The 20,433-nt window shown below is 64.9% G+C and carries 20 protein-coding genes; 1 reads left to right on the forward strand and 19 read right to left on the reverse strand.

Translation table 11 applies throughout. From position 1 onward, the window contains the following. Positions 1–65 precede the first annotated feature (65 nt). The 4 genes from CWT10_RS13905 to CWT10_RS13920 form a co-directional block, all read right to left on the reverse strand. Positions 66–470 carry a hypothetical protein gene (locus tag CWT10_RS13905; protein ID WP_128683516.1) on the reverse strand — a complete coding sequence of 135 codons (405 nt, stop codon included), beginning with the start codon at positions 468–470 and terminating at the stop codon, positions 66–68. An 18-nt stretch (positions 471–488) separates the two neighbouring features. Continuing rightward, positions 489–1,193 carry a hypothetical protein gene (locus CWT10_RS13910; RefSeq protein ID WP_103063009.1) on the reverse strand — a complete coding sequence of 235 codons (705 nt, stop codon included), beginning with the start codon at positions 1,191–1,193 and terminating at the stop codon, positions 489–491. A 213-nt stretch (positions 1,194–1,406) separates the two neighbouring features. Beyond that, positions 1,407–1,670: a MauE/DoxX family redox-associated membrane protein gene (locus tag CWT10_RS18070; RefSeq protein ID WP_103063010.1), complete on the reverse strand. Its 264-nt coding sequence runs from the start codon at positions 1,668–1,670 to the stop codon at positions 1,407–1,409. Positions 1,671–1,847: 177 nt separating this feature from the next. Next, positions 1,848–2,132, reverse strand: a complete 285-nt coding sequence (locus CWT10_RS13920) for a hypothetical protein (protein ID WP_128683518.1) — start codon at positions 2,130–2,132, stop codon at positions 1,848–1,850. A gap of 12 nt (positions 2,133–2,144) precedes the next feature. On the opposite strand from CWT10_RS13920, the gene CWT10_RS13925 reads away from it, so the two are divergent. Then, positions 2,145–3,455 carry an ISL3 family transposase gene (locus CWT10_RS13925; protein WP_103062545.1) on the forward strand — a complete coding sequence of 437 codons (1,311 nt, stop codon included), beginning with the start codon at positions 2,145–2,147 and terminating at the stop codon, positions 3,453–3,455. Here the strand turns inward: CWT10_RS13925 and CWT10_RS13930 are convergent. The 15 genes from CWT10_RS13930 to CWT10_RS14000 all read right to left on the reverse strand — a co-directional run bounded on the left by CWT10_RS13930 (position 3,430) and on the right by CWT10_RS14000 (position 20,418). Beyond that, a complete protein-coding gene (locus CWT10_RS13930; RefSeq protein WP_103064131.1) occupies positions 3,430–3,726 on the reverse strand; it encodes a hypothetical protein in 297 nt (98 codons plus the stop codon). The two genes, CWT10_RS13925 and CWT10_RS13930, sit on opposite strands and share 26 nt — an antisense overlap. Before the next feature lie 177 nt (positions 3,727–3,903). Further along, entirely contained in the window at positions 3,904–4,905 is a 1,002-nt protein-coding gene (locus tag CWT10_RS13935; protein ID WP_103064130.1) for a TIM barrel protein, read from the reverse strand. A 14-nt stretch (positions 4,906–4,919) separates the two neighbouring features. Next, complete coding sequence (locus CWT10_RS13940) at positions 4,920–5,342, reverse strand: C-glycoside deglycosidase beta subunit domain-containing protein (RefSeq protein WP_103064129.1); 423 nt, start codon at positions 5,340–5,342, stop codon at positions 4,920–4,922. Positions 5,343–5,395: 53 nt separating this feature from the next. Beyond that, positions 5,396–5,788 carry a C-glycoside deglycosidase beta subunit domain-containing protein gene (locus tag CWT10_RS13945; protein ID WP_103064128.1) on the reverse strand — a complete coding sequence of 131 codons (393 nt, stop codon included), beginning with the start codon at positions 5,786–5,788 and terminating at the stop codon, positions 5,396–5,398. 1 nt (position 5,789) lies between these two features. After that, positions 5,790–6,806, reverse strand: a complete 1,017-nt coding sequence (locus CWT10_RS13950; RefSeq protein ID WP_103064127.1) for a sugar phosphate isomerase/epimerase family protein — start codon at positions 6,804–6,806, stop codon at positions 5,790–5,792. 247 nt (positions 6,807–7,053) lie between these two features. Beyond that, complete coding sequence (locus tag CWT10_RS13955) at positions 7,054–8,178, reverse strand: Gfo/Idh/MocA family protein (RefSeq protein ID WP_103064126.1); 1,125 nt, start codon at positions 8,176–8,178, stop codon at positions 7,054–7,056. 528 nt (positions 8,179–8,706) lie between these two features. Continuing rightward, complete coding sequence (locus CWT10_RS16865; protein WP_168190773.1) at positions 8,707–9,270, reverse strand: zinc transporter; 564 nt, start codon at positions 9,268–9,270, stop codon at positions 8,707–8,709. A gap of 290 nt (positions 9,271–9,560) precedes the next feature. Further along, positions 9,561–10,241, reverse strand: coding sequence for a DUF6318 family protein (locus CWT10_RS13965; protein ID WP_128683520.1), 681 nt, complete (start codon positions 10,239–10,241; stop codon positions 9,561–9,563). Positions 10,242–10,790: 549 nt separating this feature from the next. Further along, positions 10,791–11,300, reverse strand: coding sequence for a hypothetical protein (locus CWT10_RS13970; protein ID WP_128683522.1), 510 nt, complete (start codon positions 11,298–11,300; stop codon positions 10,791–10,793). Next, positions 11,297–11,968, reverse strand: coding sequence for a DUF6318 family protein (locus CWT10_RS13975; RefSeq protein ID WP_128683524.1), 672 nt, complete (start codon positions 11,966–11,968; stop codon positions 11,297–11,299). Before CWT10_RS13975 ends, CWT10_RS13970 begins: the two co-directional genes overlap by 4 nt. Before the next feature lie 252 nt (positions 11,969–12,220). Continuing rightward, on the reverse strand, positions 12,221–13,258 hold the full coding sequence (locus CWT10_RS13980; RefSeq protein WP_103062546.1) for a LacI family DNA-binding transcriptional regulator: 1,038 nt from the start codon (positions 13,256–13,258) through the stop codon (positions 12,221–12,223). Positions 13,259–13,299: 41 nt separating this feature from the next. After that, positions 13,300–14,154 carry a carbohydrate ABC transporter permease gene (locus CWT10_RS13985; protein ID WP_103062547.1) on the reverse strand — a complete coding sequence of 285 codons (855 nt, stop codon included), beginning with the start codon at positions 14,152–14,154 and terminating at the stop codon, positions 13,300–13,302. Further along, positions 14,151–15,092 carry a carbohydrate ABC transporter permease gene (locus CWT10_RS13990; RefSeq protein ID WP_103062548.1) on the reverse strand — a complete coding sequence of 314 codons (942 nt, stop codon included), beginning with the start codon at positions 15,090–15,092 and terminating at the stop codon, positions 14,151–14,153. Before CWT10_RS13990 ends, CWT10_RS13985 begins: the two co-directional genes overlap by 4 nt. Before the next feature lie 61 nt (positions 15,093–15,153). Next, positions 15,154–16,461 carry an ABC transporter substrate-binding protein gene (locus CWT10_RS13995; protein WP_199176324.1) on the reverse strand — a complete coding sequence of 436 codons (1,308 nt, stop codon included), beginning with the start codon at positions 16,459–16,461 and terminating at the stop codon, positions 15,154–15,156. Between the two features lie 801 nt (positions 16,462–17,262). Then, positions 17,263–20,418 carry a glycosyl hydrolase family 2 protein gene (locus CWT10_RS14000; protein ID WP_103062550.1) on the reverse strand — a complete coding sequence of 1,052 codons (3,156 nt, stop codon included), beginning with the start codon at positions 20,416–20,418 and terminating at the stop codon, positions 17,263–17,265. Between the last annotated feature and the right edge of the window lie 15 nt (positions 20,419–20,433).

Below are 20,433 nucleotides of genomic sequence, written 5' to 3' on the forward strand. Positions count from 1 at the left end.
AGCCCGCGCCTGAGCCGATATGGGTAGCACCGCAAAGCGCGTCGATCGACGACGGCACAATGCTTCTACGCCGCCGCCTTCCGCAGGGCGCGCAGGCCCCACAGGCTATTGAGCGACGGCGCCGCCCCGAGCACGCCGGCGAGGATCGGAGGCACCTCGCCCCAACCCAGCCAGACCACTACGGCGAGCGAAACCAGCACCACCGCCGAGTTGTTCTCAGCGATCCGGAGGATAACCCGCTGCCGTGCCGGAGTCCGTTTGTGCACCCACGTCCCCACAACCAGGAGGAACACGAGCATGAACAAGGAAATCACACTTGCCCGCGTGTTCTCATCCCCGAACCAATCATCAAGCACAATGCTCCAGGCAGACACCGGCATCAACACCGCAAGTGCGATCAGGTACCACGCCACAGGTACCGCTGACCGCGCACCTACTGCCTCTCGTCGCCGTTCTCGCACTTCAGCCATGACACACTCACCTAATCTCTAGTACGGAGCACCACAGTATTCCCACCACTTCGTGCAGCTTCGAGCAATACAGAAGGGGCAGGTAACAGCCATGCAAGCCAAAATCGCCTTCGTTAAGGCGAGGACACCACACTTGCCGCAACAGGTGATCACACGATCGACGTTGATGGCCACGCAGTCGATGCGGCGGGCGGTGCCGTACGGGCACTTGAGGCTGGCCAGTTGTTCCCCACCTGCCTGCTTGGTTCCAGACTTGAAGGCCGACTCTGGAACATCGTGGGCCGCGTCGATGTCGTCGCCCTGCATCTCGAGGTAGACGGTATCACCTTCAAGGGACCAGACAGAGGCATAAGTGCGCCCCTCCGTTCCGTCGGCGAGCGTCTCACGGTAGCTCGCGATCACTTCATCGCTGGTCAGCGTGGCGCTTCGGGCCAGCACGGTGCGCCCATCCTCCATGGTCATCTGGTTGCAGTGGACGGCAGCACCTTCGCCGTCAGCATCCGCTACCGAATAGCCGAGGGCAGTCAGCTCAGCCAGCCAGGCCTCGCTCTCCACGTCCGTGACATCAGCCTCGGACGCAGGGACCTCCGCGTACCAGGGCTGCTCCACCAGAGTCTGCTTGCGGGGCATCGCGTGAGCGATCTCGGGGAATAGCGCGGATAGCATGGTTCCGACCGTGGCGAAGCTGAAGAAGCCGACGGCGGAACGACGTTTGAATTGCATGATCGATCTCCTAATTTCACAGAATTGCGCATGATTGATCCAGGGGCAGAATAAAGAGCCAAATGCGCGATCGTCACATGCCTCCAATGATACTCGGCAGCAGCAGGGCAATGAACACACAGTTGCGGGAGACCAGTAACCAGGACACCTCGCTCTTCAACGCGGTACCCGCGCAACCGCACTCGGTGACAATCCCCCGACGCAGGGCGGATATCATCGCACAGCAAAAACTAGCAGCAACAGACAGCTGGCAACCGCAGCGAAGACAGGAACAACGCCCGCGAACAAGAGAATGCCAAGAAGTATCTCTACAGGTGGTAGCAACACAGCCACCGCAGAAACGAAGCGCTCGGGGACGAGGTCGAATCCACGGACAACCCGCGCGCCGTGTGACACGCCTGCGCGCCACTTCATGACTCCGAAGGCCACGAAGACCAGGCCAACCACGACTCTTCCGACTACTACCAGGGTGTGCATGTGTCGCCCTTGTCATTGCACCGGCGACGGGACGCCGCCAACTAGAGTGTCACATATCTCACCTTGCGGTGTCAAGCGGCATGCGAGCTCACGGTTTACGCATGTCAACAGCCGCTCAGTGTGGATCAGATCGACACTCAACGAGGTCTGCAGGCACAGGCGGCCGCAGGACATGAACTACGCCGCCGCCTTCCGCAGGGCGCGCAGACCCCACAGGCTATTGAGCGACGGCGCCGCCCCGAGCACGCCGGCGAGGATCGGAGGCACCTCGCCCCAACCCAGCCAGACCACTACGGCGAGCGAAACCAGCACCACCGCCGAGTTGTTCTCAGCGATCCGGAGGATAACCGGCTCTTCGTGTTTGAGGGTGTGGTGGTGGGGTAGTCGTGGGTGCGCGTGTCGCAGGGGCGGGTAGGGGTCGAGGTCCCCGATGATTGGTGGTTGCTGAACACCACCGATCACGGAGACCTCGACATGGCCGAGACTACCTTTGCTGCCCCTGATTTTGCTAGTTTCCTGGGCCTGGACGCGCTGGGACTGACTGTCACCGGCATGCGCATAGATGGCGGCGGTGCACTGGTGGAGTGTCGGCTGCAGGTCTGCGAGGAGGATGCGTTCTGCCGGGTCTGCGGGGCCCAGGGCGCCCCGGTGGGGACCGTCGCGAGGCGGCTGGCGCATGTTCCGGTGGGCTGGCGCCCAACCCACTTGCTGGTGCGGCTGCGCCGGTGGCGCTGCCAGGGCTGTGGGCGTGTGTGGAGGCAGGACGCGTCTCGTGCGGCCGCCAAGCGGGCGAGGCTGACCTTGGCGGCCAAGGAGTGGGCGATCCGGGCCGTGGGGGTGGAGTTCATGTCCATCTCGCGTGTGGCGGCAGCTCTGGGGGTGTCCTGGCACACCGCCAATGAGGCCGTCCTTGAGCGGGCCAAGGACCGCTTGATCAATGATCCTGGACGTCTGAAGGGTGTGGAGGTCATCGGGGTGGATGAGCATGTTTGGCGGCACACCCGCAAGGGCGACAAGTACGTCACCGTCATCATCGACCTTACACCCGTGCGCGACCGTACCGGCCCCTCCCGCCTGCTGGACATGATCGAAGGCCGCTCCAAGCAGGCCTTCAAGCAATGGCTCCAGGAACGCGACGAGGACTGGCGCAGCCGGATCGAGGTGGTCTCGATGGATGGGTTCGCGGGCTTCAAGACCGCCGCCGCCGAGGCCCTACCCGGCGCGACGGAGGTCATGGACCCCTTCCACGTGGTCGCGCTGGCCGGGGACAAGCTGGATGAGTGCCGCCGCCGCACCCAGCGCGAGACCACCGGGCGGCGGGGCCGTAAGGACGACCCCCTGTACAAGGCCCGCAGGCTGCTGCGCACCGGGGCGGGCCTGGTGAGCGACAAGGGCTGGGAGCGTCTCGAACAACTGTTCGCCGACCCCCACAACACTCCGGTAGAGATCATGTGGGGCGTGTATCAGAAGATCATGGCCGCCTACCGCGCCAAGGCCCCCGCCCAGGGCAAGACCCTGATGGAGAAAGTGATGCAGACCCTCACCACCGGCGTGCCTGACGCCCTCGAAGAGCTGAAGTCGCTGGGCAAGACCCTGGCCCAGCGGCGCGAAGACATACTCGCCTACTTCGACCACCGCGGCACATCCAACGGACCCACTGAAGCAGTCAACGGCCGCCTGGAGCACCTACGCGGCATCGCCCTGGGCTTCAGGAATCTGACCAACTACACCATCCGCAGCCTCATCCACGCCGGAGGCTTCAGACAACAGCTACTACACCCCTAAACGCGAAGAGCCGGATAACCCGCTGCCGTGCCGGAGTCCGCTTGTGCACCCACGTCCCCACAACCAGGAGGAACACGAGCATGAACAAGGAAAACACACTTGCCCGCGTGTTCTCATCCCCGAACCAATCATCAAGCACAATGCTCCAGGCAGACACCGGCATCAACACCGCAAGTGCGATCAGGTACCACGCCACAGGCGCGACTCGCCGTCGCGAGGCCACCGGCCTCGCACGCACCGTCTCCTGTTTCCCTTCCTGAACTTTACTCATAACACGCTCCTTTGCGTCTCAGGGAGAACCGCCGGGCGGCTCCCACGACATTTGCGCCGCCCCAATTGCCAGAGCAGCCGTACTTTTCTACCGACATCGGCGAGGGAAGCGAGGATGGGGATGGAGGCGAGTCGGGGCGGCTGGTCTCCCCGGCTCTCCCCCATCGGGAACGTTCCGTCACAGGTTCTCGAGGATGCTCTTCCCGAGGGCCAGATGGCGGTCGAGCTGCTCGTCGGCGTCGTTGAGGTAGAAGGCGTGGCCCTCGTACTCGGAGATGAAGGCCCCCTGGAATCCGCCCTCGGCGAGGATGGACAGCGCCTTCTCATACGGGATCGTCGGCTCGAAGACCTTGCCGTCCGCGTCGAGTTCCAGGTGGTAGAACTTGCCGTGCACGTACTTCACATACGGCACCATAGCGGCGAAGGACTCGAGCTCGGCGGGTGCGAAGGACAGGTAGCCGAACCATTCGGAGATGGCGACCTTCTCACCCTCGCCGCCGCCCATGTTCTTGGCGACGTGCTCCTGCATCTCCTCCTCGGTCATGCCGTTGTGGCGGTTGGCGATGATCCAGTCGAGAGTCTCCCGCTTGGCGCCCAGCCCCACATACCGGTTGATGGCGATCTCGGTGGGCCGCTCAATGAACATGCCGAAGTCCGGCACCAGCCCGAAGGAGCCGAGCCGATTCTTCTCGATCGTCTCCATGAAGCCGCGGGTGGTGGCGTCCGCGGGGGTGTGCGGGGCGTGGATCTCGAAGCCGATCTGAACACCGTAGCGCTCGGCCAGGTCGTTGACGGCGGGCGCCAGCTCCGGCTCGAAGCCGGTGGCACGCAGGTACTTCGCACCGAGGTTGCGTGCGGTCATGATGTCCAACCGGATGTCGGAGAGGATGTCCTCGCGGGTCATCTGGTAGCCCGTGATGCGCCCCAGGTCGACGTAGCCGCCGTAGGAGAAGACCTCCACGCCGTGCTTCTCACCCGCGGCGAGCACCGCGTCGATCTCGTCGGCGCGGGGGGTGGGGTACTGCTGGAAGGTCTGCCCGCCGACCAACTCGACCTTGGTCACGCCCTTAGCGGCGACGTGCTCGAAGATCGTGTCGATGCTCCAGTCGTCGTTCTCAATGAACTCCTGGGTGTAGCTGTAGCAGGAGATGGCCTGCTCGATGCCGTTAATCGTTGCCATGGTGGTCTTGCTCCTCAGTTCTCAGAGTCCTCGGCCACCGTGAGGGTGGCGGATGCGGAGGCGTCGAACATTCCGTAGACGCCGGGGGCGAACTGCATGTAGACGACGCGCGCCTCGCACACGAAGTCGACGTCGTGCTCGCCGGCCGCCAGCGGCTCGCCGGTCACGTGCAGGCGGATCGGGGTCTTGACCCCCCAGTATTCGGTGAAGGCCAGCGGCACCTGCGGCAGACGCAGGAACTTGCCGTTGATCTCCACCAGGATGCGGTCGTTGCCGACGCGCTCGCCGTCGACGCTCAGCTCGAGGCGCTCGACGGCGGAGATCGGAGTGCCGCGGTAGTAGTTCAGGCCGACGTCGAGGACGTAACCGTCGGAGTCGTTGGCGAGCCGGCGCAGCACCTGCTCGTCGAAGCCGAGCTTCATGAATTTGGTGGGCATGGGTGGTTTCCTTCCGAAGATTTCGAGTGAAGGGATTGAAGGTGGGCGGCGGCTCAGGCCACCGTGACCCTGCGGGTGAAGCGGTTCTCGGAGATGAACGGCAGGTAGGACACGCGCAGGCGCAGGTTCACGTGTACCTCGTGCTCGCCGGGGGCCAGGCCGCCGGGGCGCAGGACGGTGATGGTCGCGAAGGTGCGCAGCTCCCAGCGCACGTCGGTCACGTCGGCCAGCTCGTCAAAGGTACGGGTCACGCCGTTGTAGGTGAAGCGCAGGTCCTCCCCGGGCACGGCCTCGCCGTCGACCGTGACCTCGGGTACCTCAACCATGGACAGCCCCAGACCGCGGTAGTAGGGGATGTGGCTGTCGAAGGAGAATCCCGTGACCTCGCCGTCGGGTCCGGTGACGTTGCGGACGCTTCCCTCACGGATGATCAGCTCGTCGAACATGTCAGTTCTCCTCTCCGATGAGTGCCTTGAGCATGCCCTGGTGAGCGGCCACCTGGGTGATGGAGTCGACGGGCTCGGCGTCCTCGATGTGGCGGTTGCCCTCGTACTCGCTGGAGAGGTAGCCGTCGTAGCCGATCTCATCCAGCACGGGAACGATCTCGTGGTAGGGGATGGAATACTCGTGCCAGTAGTCGGTTCCCTCCGCCTGGTGCATCTCGTAGAACTTGGCGTGGATGTGCTTGATGAACTCGGCGTGCTCGCGCAGGCAGTCCACCGGCTGGGCGATCATGTGGATGCCGTTGCGGGCCAGCCCCAGGGTGACGCCGTCGACCCCCTGCCGCTCCAAGCGGTCGAACAGGGCCTGAGAGTCGCCGTGGGAGTTGTAGGTGTCCACGATCTCGCGGGCCAGCTCCGGGTCGGCGCCGTCGCGCAGCGCCCGGTCGACGACGACGCGCGGCAGCCTGTGGACGAAGATGCCCATGTCGGGCACGCAGCCGACGACGTCGGTCCCGACGCGCTCGGCGACCTCCAGGTGCCGCTTGATCCAGCCGTCCTCAAAGGAGTACGGGGAGTGGACCTCGACGCCCATCCACACGCCGTGCTCGGCCGCGTAGGGGGCGGCGGACTCAACGACCTCGGGCGGGGTGTTGACGATGATGCGGATGCCCTTGGCTCCGAGTTTGGCGGTGTGCCGGATGTCGCGCTTGAGGGAGTCGACCATCTCGTCGTGGTTGAGCAGGCGACCCCGGTAGCGCTTGGTGTCCAGGAACATGTCGTGGACGGTCGGGGTGGTGCCGTACTTGGCCATCAGGTCCTTCCACCAGGAGTAGAAGGAGTCGGGCAGGTCCGCCTGCCCGGGGAAGGGGAAGCCGGGGATCATTTGTTCGCCGAGGGTTTCGATGCCCAGCGCGCCCTCCTTGGCGGCTGCGGCGACGCAGTCCTCAAGGTTCATGGTGCCGTGGACGTATTCGTGCTGGTATGAGTACAGGCTGACTCCGCGTTTGATCTGCGAGGTCATTGATGCGCTCCTCTCTGAGTGCAGGTTGTAAGCGGGGCGGCCGGGAGCCGGCCGCGGTGTGGTTCGGCCCCGGCCGTGCGGCGGGGACCGGGGCCGAACCCATTGCTGTCCGGCGGACGACGGCGTCGGGCGGCGCCGGGACGGTGCGGCGGATCACTTACCGGGACGACGGCGTCGGACCGGCGGGCTTGCACGCCCGGTCGAGTCGCTGACGACGTCCGACCCGGGGAGCAGCGCCGTCGGGCCGTCAGTCGAAGTAGACGGGCTTGCCGCCCTGTGCCGCGGAGGTGTAGATGCCGTCGAGGATCTCGGTAACGACGACGGCCTGGTCGGCGGTCACGTAGGGCTCGGTGTCGTTGAGTATGGCGTCGAGCCACAGGCCGGCCTCCAGGCCGCCCATGTAGGCGAAGCCGGTCTGGGCGCCGCCGGCGCCGCCGGCCGAGAAGTAGGCGCCACCCTCGCCGAAACCGGTGTTGACCTGCTTGCCGCCCTCAATGGAGTTGACGTCGACGATCAGGTTGGCGGAGCCGCCCGGGTCCTGGATGGTCTCGGCGCCGGCCTCGGTGCCCATGATGGTGACGCAGCCCTCGCGAGCGGCCTTGATATTCAGGGCCCAGGAGGCCTCGACGAACAGGGAGGCACCGTTCTTGAAGGTGACGAACCCGAAGGCTGAGTCCTCGACCTCGTAGGTGGCGGGGTCCCACTCGCCACCAATGTTGCCCTCGGGCTTGTCAGCCAGCTTGTAGTTGACCACACCGGTGACGGAGGCGACGTCGTAGTTGTTCATCAGCCACAGGGCGACGTCGATGGAGTGGCCGCCCAGGTCGATGAGCGGGCCGCCGCCCTGCTTGCTCTTGTCGGTGAACACGCCCCAGATCGGCACGCCGCGGCGGCGGGTGGCGTGGGCCTTGGCGGCGTAGATCTCACCGAACTTGCCCTCATCGGCCAGGGCCTTGAGGAACTGGTACTCTTCGCGCTGGCGGTACTGGAAGCCGACGGTCAGCTTCTTGCCGGTACGCTTGGCGGTGTCGCGCATCTTGCGGGCGTCCTCGCCAGTGACGGCCATGGGTTTTTCCACCATGACGTGCTTACCGGCCTCCAGGGCGGCACAGGTGATCTCGCAGTGGTTTGCGTTCCAGGTGCACACGTGGAGGACATCGATGGAGTCGTCGGCGACGAGGTCCTGGTAGTCGGTGGTGGTGTAGGCGTCCTCGTTGCCCCACTGGGCCTTGCCGGCCTCGGCGCGCTCGATGTCGAAGTCGCAGAAGGCGACGATCTCGCACTTGTCCTTGTGCTGTGCCAGGCCCGCCAGGTGTTTCTGGGTTCCGATGAACCCCAGGCCCACGATGCCGATGCGAAGCTTCTTGCTCATATCTGAACTCCTGTGTTCGGGTTGAGCCCGCCGGCGATGGCCGGGCCCGGCGGGACGCTTTCCCGCCTCACAGGATTGATTCAACTAGCCGTCCAGAGCGGATCCCAAGCCTGTGAGGGACGGCTTGCGCCCCGTGCGTGCACAAGTGACAGCGCGTGCCGGTCCTGCGCCCTTGGCCGACGGCGGGGAGGCAGTTACCGGGCAGTCTCGTCTTTCGTAGCTCATCCGGTTTGAGGCACATGCGCCGAGTTCGGTCGATATAACCAACGAGTTCGGTCGGCGGCACCGGCGCACCGGGAGAGTGCCCTGATTCGGCACAACCGGATGCTCCAGCACCCTACGCCACCCACAAGAACCGTACGATTCCAACTAGTCCAAGGAGGCTGGCTGGCGCCAACGATACATTACAACACCTCCACCCTTGACCACAGGCGCACATTCACCATCTGTCACCACCCACAATCACATAAAATAAGATCACCGCACCAGCCCGAACCAGCACCCACACCCCAAACCAGACGAGCCAGCTTAGTGTCGTTTTTGGGTTTCGGCGTGGTCGGTGAGGTAGGTGATGGTGCGGACGATGTTGTAGGGGGTGGTGGTGTTGGTGGTGGTGATGGTTCCGACCACGGGGGTGGTGGTGCCGCCGTTGGGGGTGTAGGTGGCTTTCCAGGTGGTGGTAAGGGTGGTGGTCACGTCGGCGGCTGTGCGGGTGTAGCGGTGGGTGAGGGTCTGGTCGGGCCAGGCAGCACCGGGATCGGTGGTGGTTGTGGTGGTGCCGTCTCCCCAGTTCCAGGTGTAGGACACCGGGGTGGCGTGGATGGTTACTTCGGTTCCGGCTACGGTGGTGGTTAGTACCTGGGTGTCGGGGCTGGTGTAGACGATGAAGTCCTTGGTTAGCAGTACTTCTGGGCCTGGGGGTTGGCGGGTGATGCCTGAGCCCTCGGCCAGCAGGGTGGACACGTCGGTGGAGGAGATCGTGATCACCACGGTGGTGCCGTCGGAGGCTTGGACGCTGGTTGCTGCCGCGGCATCGGTGGCGCACTCGTCAGGATCAAGCACAATAGCACGCATTCCGACGTTCACGCCCATTCTCATACCGAAGCACATGGCATAAGACAAACTCGCCATAAAAGCGGCCTTGGCATCAAATACACCACCAACCCCAGAATCAGCCACAACCCCACCCCCACCAGACGCACCCGGAACCGACACCACCACATCATAAGACACCCCACCAGAAACAATCACCGAATCCTGTCCTGCATCTACGCTAATCCTCGGGTCTGCATGAGGATCTGCTGCCGATTTGGGTGCGATGCACGTACAAGCGAGAACCAACATGCATGGAATCAATGCACGAAGCACGGTAGGCGATGGCTTCATTCTGAATCACTCCTGTCTTCTGGGCCAACAGCTTCAACGGCTTCGACGCTCCAGCTGCTGCCCGTCCAGTAAATTTGGACTAGTAGTATGTCGTCAGACGCTTCAATTGCACTGGGCTCACCATCTTCGGAGTGGGCCGTGTGGGCTTCAGAAATAACCTGGGTTCGTACCACGTAGCGGTTGGAGTCGGTATCGTCGACCAAGTACTCCAGAGGTGTGGTCTCCTGCACCCACGGATCCGCCCAGCCCCCAGATTCATGTCGCGCCGTGGCGTTGGCCATCACCTTGCGACAGAATCCGCAGTTGTCGTCACTCATTTTCTCGAAAGCATCTATGTCGCCGGTGGCGTAGACGTATGGGTAGAGGTTGAGGAAGTATGTGGCTGCGGTGATGGCGCCTTCGGGGGTGAACTGTGGGGTGTAGGGATCAGGCGGCTCCATGGCCAGAGCGGTGGCTCTGGCCGCGGCCTGTTCCGGCGACAGCGTGGGCGCGGCACTAGCACTGACAGTCGCTGATGGGGTCCAGGTGGGACTGAAACCACCGGTGGCGCTTCCACGCGAACAACCCCCACCCAGTGCCAGCCAGGCAACCACCACGGACAAGGCCGCCAGACGAACGAACCCGACCGCAGCCCGGCGCCGATGCGGCATCGAATGGAGTAAGGGGACGGTAGACATAACGGGCACGGCCTCCTCGGTGAGGACCCTAACGGGACTAACAGGCGCGCCAGCCAAAGCGCCAACGCCAGACAACCGTACCCACACACCCACCACAACCGCCACCCCCAACCAACACCCTGTGGAAAACCTACCGACTTCAGCAGTAACGATGGGGACTTACACCGCCCGACCCGACCCCGCCCGTCCGAACCCAGCCCCACTGATGTCTACTACGCCGGTTCGGTCTCTACTACGCCACTTAGGCCTTTGCTGAAGGGCTCTAAGGCCTTCAGCTAACACCTAACCGGCGTACCCAACGCCCAAGTGGCGTAGTAGACGGGGCTACGGGCAGCTATCACCACTGCCGACAACAGCCGTAACCACGAGTTGCAGGCTAGGCCTCCGCCCTGCCGCCCCCTCAGAGATGTTGCGGCCCAACCCACGACTTGGAGTTCGCCTCAGTAGATAACAGTGCGGGAGCAGGGTACGGGCACCAAGTCCCAGTAAGGACGAGCTGCCCGACTCATGTATCCCAACTGTCAGATCACAGGGAAGGCCAGCCATCCCCTAACTCCAAAAACCGGGGGCTTGCCCCTGTTTTGTGGACACGAGGGTTTGGCGGGTGATGCCTGAGCCCTCGGCCAGCAGGGTGGACACGTCGGTGGAGGAGATCGTGATCACCACGGTGGTGCCGCCTGCGGCCTGGGCAGTGGTTGCCGCCGCGGCATCGGTGGCGCACTCGTCAGGATCAAGCACAACAGCACGCATTCCGACGTTCACGCCCATTCTCATACCGAAGCACATGGCATAAGACAAACTCGCCATAAAAGCGGCCCTCTCATCGAACACCCCACCAGTGCCGCCCTCAACAGTGACACCGCCGCCACCCGACCCACCCGGAACCGACACCACCACATCATAAGACACCCCACCATAAACAATCACCGAACTACCATGCGCTCCAACTTTCACGTTGCTTACAGGCTGATCATCTGCGACGCTAGCAGGGGCAATAGTGCAGAATAGTAGAAATGCTGAAATGCAAACGAGCGTTCTTGTTGCGAGGGATGCTTTCATTCTGATTCACCTTCCTCTTCCAGCTGAACAGCTTCAGTCTTCCAAGTGTTGTTCCAGTAAATCTGGAGTAGAAATACACCCTCCGACGTTTCTACACTTAGTGAGGGCGTGTTGTTGCCCGGGTGTTCCGTGTGAGCTTCGGACACAACCTGGGTTCGTACTACGTATCGGTTGGGGTCTTCTTGGTCCGTCCACCACTCTAGCGGAGTGATCTCCTGCCCCCAGGGGTCCGCCCAGCCTCCGGAATCGTGCAGATTGGTTACATTATGGATAACTGTGTTGCAGTAGGAGCAGTTGTCGTCGCTCAGGTTCTTCCAGGCGTCCAGGTCGCCGGTGGCGAAGACGTATGGGAACAGGCTGATGAAGTATGTGGCTGCGGTGATGGCGCCTTCGGGGGTGAACTGTGGGGTGTAGGGATCGGGCGGCTCCATGGCCAGGGCTGTGGCTCTGGCCGCGGCCTGTTCCGGCGACAGCGTGGGCGCGGCACTAGCACTAACAGTCGCTGATGGGGTCCAGGTGGGACTGAAACCACTGGTGGCGCTTCCACGCGAACAACCCCCACCCAGTGCCAGCCAGGCAACCACCACGGACAAGGCCGCCAGACGAGCGAACCCGACCGCAGCCCGGCGCCGATGCGGCATCGAATGGAGTAAGGGGACGGTAGACATAACGGGCACGGCCTCCTCGGTGAGGACCCTAACGGGACTAACAGGCGCGCCAGCCAAAGCGCCGACGCCAGACAACCGTACCCACACACCCACCACAACCGCCACCCCCAACCAACACCCTGTGGAAAACCCACCGCACCCCAGCCACAACAACCGAACTCGACGGTTATATCGACCGAACTCGACGGTTATATCGACCGAACTCGGCGGGAGGGGGCGGGTGGCGGATCGTCACCGTGGTTCGAGTGCTCCTCAGCGGGGACGCGCAACCGCCGTCGAACCACGCATGATCAACTCGGGCGTTAGCACCACGCGCTGGTGGACATGCAATCCGTCCCGCGCCATCTCGTCCAGGATCAAGCGCACGGCCGCCTCCCCCATCTCCTGACCGTTCATGGTAATGCTGGTCAACGGTACACGACAGTCCCCCGCCGAACTGTTGCGGTCGCACCCCATAACGGCGATATCTCCCGGAACGCGGACGCCTGCCTCGCTCAGCCCCTCGACCAGTCCAGAGGCGAGCGAGTCGGACACTCCAATGACGCCGTCGGGCCGGGTCTCGGGGCCGCGGCCGGCAATCTGCGACGCCACAGCGAAGCCATCGGCCTCTTTCACCCCACCGGCCATAATCTCCTCGAAGGAGGCGCCCGCGGCCTCACGCATGGCACGCCGCACACCGCGGCGGCGCAGCCGAACCGGTTGATACTGCTCGTCACCGCCCGCCGCAAAGGCTATCCGTCTGCACCCGATATCCAGCATATGCTGGACGGCCAGGTAACCGACCTGCTCGTTGTCCACGATTACAGTGCACAGGCTCTCATCCCCCTGGTCATAATTGATCATGACCACGGGCGTGTCCCGTGCCTTTAGTCTGGCCACATGCTCCGACGAGTCCTGCATCGGCGCCAGCAGCAGACCGGCAACACGCGCTTCATTGAAGGAAGCGACGTTGTTCCCCTGGGCGACGAAGTCGTCGTCACTGTCCGCCAGCAGCAAGTTGTGGCCTGCCGCCCGGGCAGCCGCCTGCGCCCCTCGCGCCACATCGACGAACATGGAGTTCGAAAGATTGATGACCACCAGGCCCAGGGCCCCGGATCTACCGGAGGCAAGGGTGCTGGCGTTGGCGTTACGGACGAACCCGAGCTCGTTGATTGCCGCCCGTACCCGCTCAATCGCGGCTGCGGACACGCGCTCGGGATGGTTGAGGACGTTCGATGCGGTGCCCAGGGACACCCCGGCTCGATCCGCGACATCTCGCAGACGCGGCGGACGCTGCGCATGCGTGGGCACCTTTCGAACACCTCATTTCCCGTGGAGGTGCACCCGCAGGCTCACCCCTTCACCGCACCGGCCGTCATCCCCTCCTGGATCTGCCGGTTGAAGAACGCATACATGATAAGCGGCGGGATGGTGATCAGCAGGACGTCCATGAACAGAAGGTTCCACTGGTTCAGCCCTTGCGACTGGTAGTTGTACAGCGTGAGCTGGACGGTCTCGTTGCCCTGGCCGGGCAGGAAGTACAGGGCGTATGTGAAGTCGTTAAAGACAGTTACGGCCTGCACCACGATGACCGTGACGATCGTGGACCTCAGCAACGGGAAGATGACCCGGAAGAACAGGCGCACGGGACCCGCGCCGTCGATGATCGCCGCCTCGTCCAGCTCCCGCGGTATCGTCTCGACGAAGGCGCGGAACAACAGGATGCAGAAGGACAGTCCGAAGGCGACGTGAACGGCGATCAGGCCGGCCAGAGTCTTATACAGGCCCAACCCCTCCAGCACCCAGATGGTCGGGACGACGGCGGGAGGGATTATTAATCCCATCATGACGAACAGGTTGATGACGCCGTTCCACCGAGACCGACGCCGCTGCAGGACATAACCGACCATCGCCCCCAGGATCACCTGTATCGCGACCGCGAGCACCGTTACGACGGCGGAGTTCACGAAGGCGCGAATCAGCACGTAGTCCTGGGTGGCGATCACCGTCTTGAAGTTCTCCACGAAGGCCCATTCGGTGGGCAAGGAGAACTCCAGCACAGAGGCCTCCTTCTGCGTCTTCCCCGCCGTCAACACAATGAAGACGAACGGGACGATGAAGACCACGATGCTAATCAGGATCGCGATTACCCCGGGGATCAGGCCCCGGCGCCGGTTCCGCTTTCCGGCAAGTGCGGCGGCGGTCATGACCGATTCCCCTTCCGGTTCAGCCACATGTTGAGTGGGATCACGATTACCGCGATGACCAGAAACAGCACCACGTTGCCGGCCGTCGACAGGCCGTAGAAGCCCGCCTGGTATTGCTTATAGATGACCGAGGCGATCACGTCGGATGAGAAACCCGGGCCGCCACGAGTCATGGTCCAGATGAGGTCGAAGGACCGCAGTCCGCCGATGAGGGACAGGATGATCACGGTGACCGTGGCCGGACGACACAGCGGCAGGGTGATGTTCTTGAATATCTGCCATGCGCCCGCACCGTCCACCTTCGCCGCCTCAACGTACTCGTGAGGGATGGCGACAATCCCGGAGATATAGATGACGGTTGCCAGTCCAACACCCTTCCACACGTCGACTCCGGCAACGGAGAAGAGCGCAAGGCCGGGGTCGGTCAGCCAGCCTGGACCATCAATGCCGACGACGGCGAGCGCCCGGTTGACCAACCCGTCCTGCGGGTCGAGCAGCACCTTCCAGGTGACGCCGACACCGATTGTCGACACCAACACGGGGAAGAAGACGACCGACCGCAGGTAGTTGCGCCCGAAGACCTGGGAGGTCAGTAGGACCGCGAGAGCGAGTCCGAGAACCACCTTGGCGCCGGAGGTCACGAAGGCGTAGATGAAGGTGTTGGCGAAGCCCTTGACCAAGGAGGGCTCTTTGAAGAACTGAGCGAAGTTATCCAGACCTATGAACTCCATGTCGAACAGAGTCCAGCGTGTTAAAGCGAAATAGAAGGAGGCGAGCGTCGGAACCAGGAAGAGGATCACGAAGAACAGCGCTGCGGGGAGGTGGAAGTACAGTGGATAGTACTTGTCCAGCCCCCTCCCCCGCCGTTTCTCCGCCCCTGCCCGGGGCGCATTGTCTGCGGCGCCGCGCGACGCCGTTGATACAGTTGTTGCTGCCATTTTCACTCCCGGCCATATGTGGGGGCGAACCGCCGAGTCCGCCCCCACGCAGCGGCTGGCGTCACCAGCCCTCAAGGCCGAGTTGCTGCGCCTGCTTCTCGACATCCTGGTCATACAAGGCAGCCCCCTCAACCGCCGTCGAGATGCCGGAGCCCACCTGAACGGTGATCTGCTCGAGGGAGGGCCCCTTGATCGGCGAGAGGAACTCCAACGCCAGCCCGGTGTTATCCGCGTCGTAGTACGGGGTCATGTCCTCCACCAGTGAAGTGGCGGTCGCGGGGAGCTCGCAGCCGTCGATCACGAACGGGCCGCCGACCGTGATCGCAGAGCCCATGACCGTGCAAGCTTCCGGGGTGGCGAGCCAGTCAAGAAGCTCATAGGCGGCCTCAAGTTTCTCGCCCTGCGTGGTCTTGGGTATGTACATGCCGTTCGGCGTCCCGATGGTCAGCGTGGTGTTGGCGGCGTCCTCCGCGGGAATCGCGAACACGCCGAGTGAGGCGTCCGCGTCCGGGTAGTTCTCACCGATGGCTGCGGATACGTTTGACGTAAGCATCGGGTAATGGGCCGCCGCGCCCTCGGCAAGCATCCTGACGCCGTCGTCATAGGTGGCCGAGGCGAAGTCGTCATTCAGATAGCCCGCATCGTAAATGTCCTGAAGATGCTGGAATCCGGCGAAGGCCGGCTCGGCCGCGTACTTCGCCTTATTGGCGGTGTAGTTGTCAGCCCAATCAGGGTCGGCCGCTAGCACGTTCGCGGCGTCACCTAGGACCATGACCTGCGAGGTCCAGGTATCGGAGTAGGTCTGCACGACGGGCGTGATCCCTGCGGCTGCGATCTTCTCATTGTTGCTCATGAACTCGTCCCAGGATTCTGGAGTTTCCAGGCCGAGCTCGGCGTAGACGTCCTTGTTGTAGATCATGCCGAAGGAGAAGGACGCCCCGACCGGAAGACCATACATGCCGTTGTCCGTGGACGCGGCCTGCACCCAGTTGTCGTCGACCTTGCCCGCCCAGTCCTGATCCGACAAGTCCACAAGCATGGAGTCGGGACTCAGCGCCTTCAGCAAGGATCCCGAGTTGTACCAGAACAGATCGTTCATGTCCCCGGTAGACAGGCGCGTCTTGATCAGGTTGTCCCCTTCCGATCCCGAGGGATGGGTCTCATAGGAGATCCGAATGTCCTCGTGGGAGGAGTTGAAGGACTCCACCAGCGGATCCCACAGGGCGATCGACGAAGGGTCGGAGTCAATGTAGATCGAGAGTTCGGTGACGCCGTCGGCGGACTCGGCTCCGGAACCGCAGGCGCCGAACCCAAGCGCCCCTGCGACGGTCACGACCGCTAGGACGGCCACGGACTTACGGATACTCATGTGGGTGTCCTCCATGTATGAATGCCTCGCCACTCCTCCATTGGAGTGGCGCAAGCCATGAAACTGAAGCGCTTCATTGCGATGCCAGCCTAACCCAGGCCTTCACGGACGTCAACCACCAACACTCACCTCTTCATCGAACCACTCCGACTGCGACTATTCAGTGCGATTTCAATGAATCCAAGCTACCGAACAGCACCCGGGACGGCGACCATCCCTTCCCTCCCGCCAACTCCGGATACTTCGAAGCGCTTCAACACCGACCGCGGCTCGTTGAGAAAGCGCTGCGACGAGGCAACAACTCCCCTATGAGGTCGTTTATGAAGTTCCAGCCTGAACGTGCCGTGACTGCACGCCTGCGGCACCAACCTGCGAACGCGAGACGATTACCGCCGCTCGCCACTGCCTCTGATCGGGCTGGACGGCACCGCCGAGGCATCTACCGGCACCGGTGCGCGCGCCGTCCACTGGTTCTATCGGCGCACTCAGCTCGGCCGTGGAGCGCTACAGGCCCTATTGGCGCGGAGCCGACAAACCAGGCATCACGTCTTGGACTGCCTGGCTGCCGTTGGACCACCTGAAACGCACTCTCAGACGGTCCAACCGCAAAAGCCCGGTCCAACCGCAGAAACGCGGTCCAAGTACGCAGCCAGCAGCCGACCGAGCCCACACCCAACACCGCCAACACCCTCAAACCGGAAGAGCCTCCAAACCACGCCCCGCCCGGATGTCACGGCCACCGAGCGCCGCCGCATCGACCGACCTCGGCATATAACAAGTGCCGGTCTCGACGAGGAACAATTAGAACAAGAGGCGCACGGGGCCGAGCAGGCCGTGGGGGACGCTGGGATGCCGCACCGCCCAGGGGCCGGTCATGTAGACGTCGGCCGCCAGCGTCGCGTTGCGCAGCGTCGTGCGGACCTCGATCTCGATGATCGGGTCCTGTCCTGCGGCCACGACCCCGGCCAGTGCCTGTCCGACCGGGACGTCCGCGTCATCGCGCAGCACCGGCCCGAATTCGCAGTCGCCCACCCGCACAAGCGCGCTGCCGCCCAGCTCACCGAGGCTCAGCACGGCATCCGCGAGCGCGGCCCGGGCGGCCTCGCCGCCGGCGCCGCCCTCCACGTGGGCCCGGTACACCCCGGTGCCGGAGACATCCTTCAACGCCGCGATACCACGCCAGTCACCGGGCCCCTGCCCGGGCAGGTCGATGGTACGGGGCCCATCCGGCTCCTCGCTGGTGACGGTCAGGCTCCAGTCCATGAGGGCGAGTTCCGCGCCGCCGGCCTCTGCCTGCGCCCCGGTCACGGCTCCTCCGAGCGAGGCGGTATCGCCTCCACTGGAGGCCACGGCTCCCGCACCGATTACCGCCCCGGCGACGGCGCACGCCCCGCCCGCGCCAACGACCTCAGCAACGCCTGCCGCGCTCTCGCCCCCGGGGACGACCCGCAGCACCGCCAGCCCCAGCGGGGCGAGTGCTGCCTCCACGCGTGTACGCCCCGCCACCACTTCGGCTCCCACCGGGGTGATCGCACCCGCGTCCAGGTCGAGAACCTCCACGCGCCCGGTGCCTTCGATCTCCAGCGGTAGGGCGACCGCCTCGACGGCGGGGTTGTATACGAGCACATAGCGCCCCTCGGCGGCGTCGCGCACCTGGCTCAGCAGCACCGGCCCGCGCCAGGCCACGCGCGGGCGAACCCCGAGCGCCGCGAGCGCGGCGGGCACCTCCTCCCAGCCATCCACCCGCTTCACGCGCGCTCCCGCGAGGACGGCGGTGATCGCGTCGGCCACCTGCGGGTCCCGGTCGCTGCCACCCCAGCCTGCGTCACCCGTCGGCGGCCGCCCGACGACGACGATGGCCAGTCCCGCCGCGGCGGCACGCGCCAAGCCCTGGGCGGCATCGAGCGGAATGGTGCCGCCCTGGAGCGCGGCATCCAGAATCAAGGCCCGGTAGGCGGGCCCGTCGGGGAAGAGCACGACCCGCTCCGCACCGGGCGCGCACTCGGCGGCCGGCAGCGTCGCGCCCCCGGCCCTCCGTCCCCCAGCGCCGGTCTTGCCCGCGGCGCCCGCTGCTGCGGCATCGACACCGCACCCGGGCCCCGGTTCGAGACCGACGACCCCCTCTTCGGCCAGACCGACCGGGTCAAGCAGCTGCACGCCGTAGCCGGCCCGGTCCAGGGCCTCGGTGTCCAGCAGCCGGTCGGGGGCGGTGGCGTCGGCCTCGGCATTGCCGCGGGCGGCGGTGGTCAGGAAGCCGTCGCGGTAGACGGCCACGTCCACCCGGGGCGTGCCGGTCTCCAGCACGGCGGTGCCGCGCGCCCAGTAGTCGGTCAGGCCCTTCCAGTGCTCCCACTGGGGGAAGTGCCGCTGGTTCCAGGACTCGGAGACGATGGTGCCGAAGCGGCCCCGGGTGGGCCAGGGCGCCTCGGGGTCCTGGGCGGCGAAGCCGTGCACGAAGGGCTTGGTGACGCCCACAGCCCACTCCTTGTCGAGCATGTGCCGGTAGTCCGCCAGGGAAAAGTCGTAGCACTTGTCCATCTGGGCGCCGAGCTCGGTGGACACGCGCACGGCCCCGCCCTGGTGGGCGCCGCCCACACAGCTTCGCTGCCAGTCCAGGGTGAAGCGCCAGCCCGGGCGGTCCATGCGCATGGGCACACGGTCGCCGGAGTTGAGGGACTCGACCTCAGCGCGCCCGCCGCAGCGCACCAGTTCCCGGAAGGAACGGACCGGCTCCAGGTTCTGCCCGTAGGCGGCCTGCGCCTTGTGCCGCATGCCGTGTCCGACGGCCCAGTCCTGGATGAGGGCCAGGTGGTCGCTGACGTACAGGTCGGTGATGGTGCGGTCGTAGTCGGCGCGCACGCGCCGCCCCAGGGCGGTCGGCGCGCCGTCCGCGGCGGCGGAGTCGAAGTCGGGGCGCGGGGGCGCCTCGGGCACCCAGTAGCGGCATTGGCCGTGCGCGACGAGCAGCGGCAGGTAGCGGGTGAGGTCATAGCCGCGCAGGGAACGGAAGCGATCCAACATGGTCAAAGACCAGAACAGGCAGTCGGCGTTCAGCTCCAGGGAGTCCTCAAACAGCTCGGTGGCGGTGGCGCCGTCGGCGGACAGGGCGGCGCCCGCCTGCCCGATCTGGTGCTCGTCCAGGTAGGCCAACGCGGCCCGGGCGGCCTTGGCGTCGACGAAGCTGGTCACCCCCTGCTCGCTGTCCCGGGACCAGAAGGCCATGAGCGCCCACTGCCCCTCCCCCGGCGCCCAGGTGACGACGGCGTCCGCATCCTCACCGCTCACGGCGCCGGTCAGGTCGGTCAGGGTGGTCTCGTCCAGCAGGGTGGAGCGCTCCGGTTCGATGATCTTGGTGGACTTGCCCCAGGGGTTGTCGGAGGGGACCACCCGCGGCGGCGTGCCGCGCCGAGCCACCCGGCCGGCGACGACGGCGACCAGCTTCTCTCCGCGGGCCCGGTCGGGGTCGTCGAAGGGCACGGGCACGGGCGTGACCACCGCGTCGCCGCATCCATCGACGGGCGCGGAGTTTTCGGCGGCGGCCCGGCCGGAGTCGCCCCGAGAGGCTGCCGGGCCGTCGTCCCCGATCCACGTCACCCCGTACTGAAGCTCCTGGGCGGCGTAGGCGGTGCCGCGGGCGGTGTTGGGGGTCTGCAGGGGCCAGGCGGCGCCGAGGGTCATGGCCACGCCCACGCCGAGGCGGCGCGCCTCGTCCAGGACGGCGGCAAGGGCCTGGCGCTGGGAGGCGTCGGCCCAGAAGCCGGGCGAGAAGGCGATCTCCACCTCCCCGAAGCCGGCGGCGGTGATGGCCCGCAGCTCTTCGAGTAGCTCCTCAACCGGAACCGGCTGCTGCCACCACCAGCGGATCCCGGGCCGGTCGGTCATCTCCGGGTCGGCCAAACGCGCCCGGCTCAGGGCGGCGCGGCTGGCGGGACGGCGCAGACGGGCGGGGGCGGTCATGGGTCTGCTCCTCCT

Source organism: Actinomyces qiguomingii, assembly GCF_004102025.1.
In the GTDB taxonomy this organism is placed as follows: domain Bacteria; phylum Actinomycetota; class Actinomycetes; order Actinomycetales; family Actinomycetaceae; genus Actinomyces; species Actinomyces qiguomingii.

Bases quoted from the DNA above. Each gene is read 5' to 3' on its own strand.
- CWT10_RS13910 (WP_103063009.1), bottom strand. From the start codon at position 1,193: ATGCAATTCAAACGTCGTTCCGCCGTCGGCTTCTTCAGCTTCGCCACG.
- CWT10_RS13975 (WP_128683524.1), bottom strand. From the start codon at position 11,968: ATGTCTACCGTCCCCTTACTCCATTCGATGCCGCATCGGCGCCGGGCT.
- CWT10_RS13930 (WP_103064131.1), bottom strand. From the start codon at position 3,726: ATGAGTAAAGTTCAGGAAGGGAAACAGGAGACGGTGCGTGCGAGGCCG.
- CWT10_RS13945 (WP_103064128.1), bottom strand. From the start codon at position 5,788: ATGTTCGACGAGCTGATCATCCGTGAGGGAAGCGTCCGCAACGTCACC.
- CWT10_RS13955 (WP_103064126.1), bottom strand. From the start codon at position 8,178: ATGAGCAAGAAGCTTCGCATCGGCATCGTGGGCCTGGGGTTCATCGGA.
- CWT10_RS13940 (WP_103064129.1), bottom strand. From the start codon at position 5,342: ATGCCCACCAAATTCATGAAGCTCGGCTTCGACGAGCAGGTGCTGCGC.
- CWT10_RS14000 (WP_103062550.1), bottom strand. From the start codon at position 20,418: ATGACCGCCCCCGCCCGTCTGCGCCGTCCCGCCAGCCGCGCCGCCCTG.
- CWT10_RS13965 (WP_128683520.1), bottom strand. From the start codon at position 10,241: ATGTCTACCGTCCCCTTACTCCATTCGATGCCGCATCGGCGCCGGGCT.
- CWT10_RS13985 (WP_103062547.1), bottom strand. From the start codon at position 14,154: ATGACCGCCGCCGCACTTGCCGGAAAGCGGAACCGGCGCCGGGGCCTG.
- CWT10_RS13990 (WP_103062548.1), bottom strand. From the start codon at position 15,092: ATGGCAGCAACAACTGTATCAACGGCGTCGCGCGGCGCCGCAGACAAT.
- CWT10_RS18070 (WP_103063010.1), bottom strand. From the start codon at position 1,670: ATGCACACCCTGGTAGTAGTCGGAAGAGTCGTGGTTGGCCTGGTCTTC.
- CWT10_RS13995 (WP_199176324.1), bottom strand. From the start codon at position 16,461: ATGAGTATCCGTAAGTCCGTGGCCGTCCTAGCGGTCGTGACCGTCGCA.
- CWT10_RS13925 (WP_103062545.1), top strand. From the start codon at position 2,145: ATGGCCGAGACTACCTTTGCTGCCCCTGATTTTGCTAGTTTCCTGGGC.
- CWT10_RS13950 (WP_103064127.1), bottom strand. From the start codon at position 6,806: ATGACCTCGCAGATCAAACGCGGAGTCAGCCTGTACTCATACCAGCAC.
- CWT10_RS13905 (WP_128683516.1), bottom strand. From the start codon at position 470: ATGGCTGAAGTGCGAGAACGGCGACGAGAGGCAGTAGGTGCGCGGTCA.
- CWT10_RS13935 (WP_103064130.1), bottom strand. From the start codon at position 4,905: ATGGCAACGATTAACGGCATCGAGCAGGCCATCTCCTGCTACAGCTAC.
- CWT10_RS13970 (WP_128683522.1), bottom strand. From the start codon at position 11,300: ATGAAAGCATCCCTCGCAACAAGAACGCTCGTTTGCATTTCAGCATTT.
- CWT10_RS16865 (WP_168190773.1), bottom strand. From the start codon at position 9,270: ATGGGCGTGAACGTCGGAATGCGTGCTATTGTGCTTGATCCTGACGAG.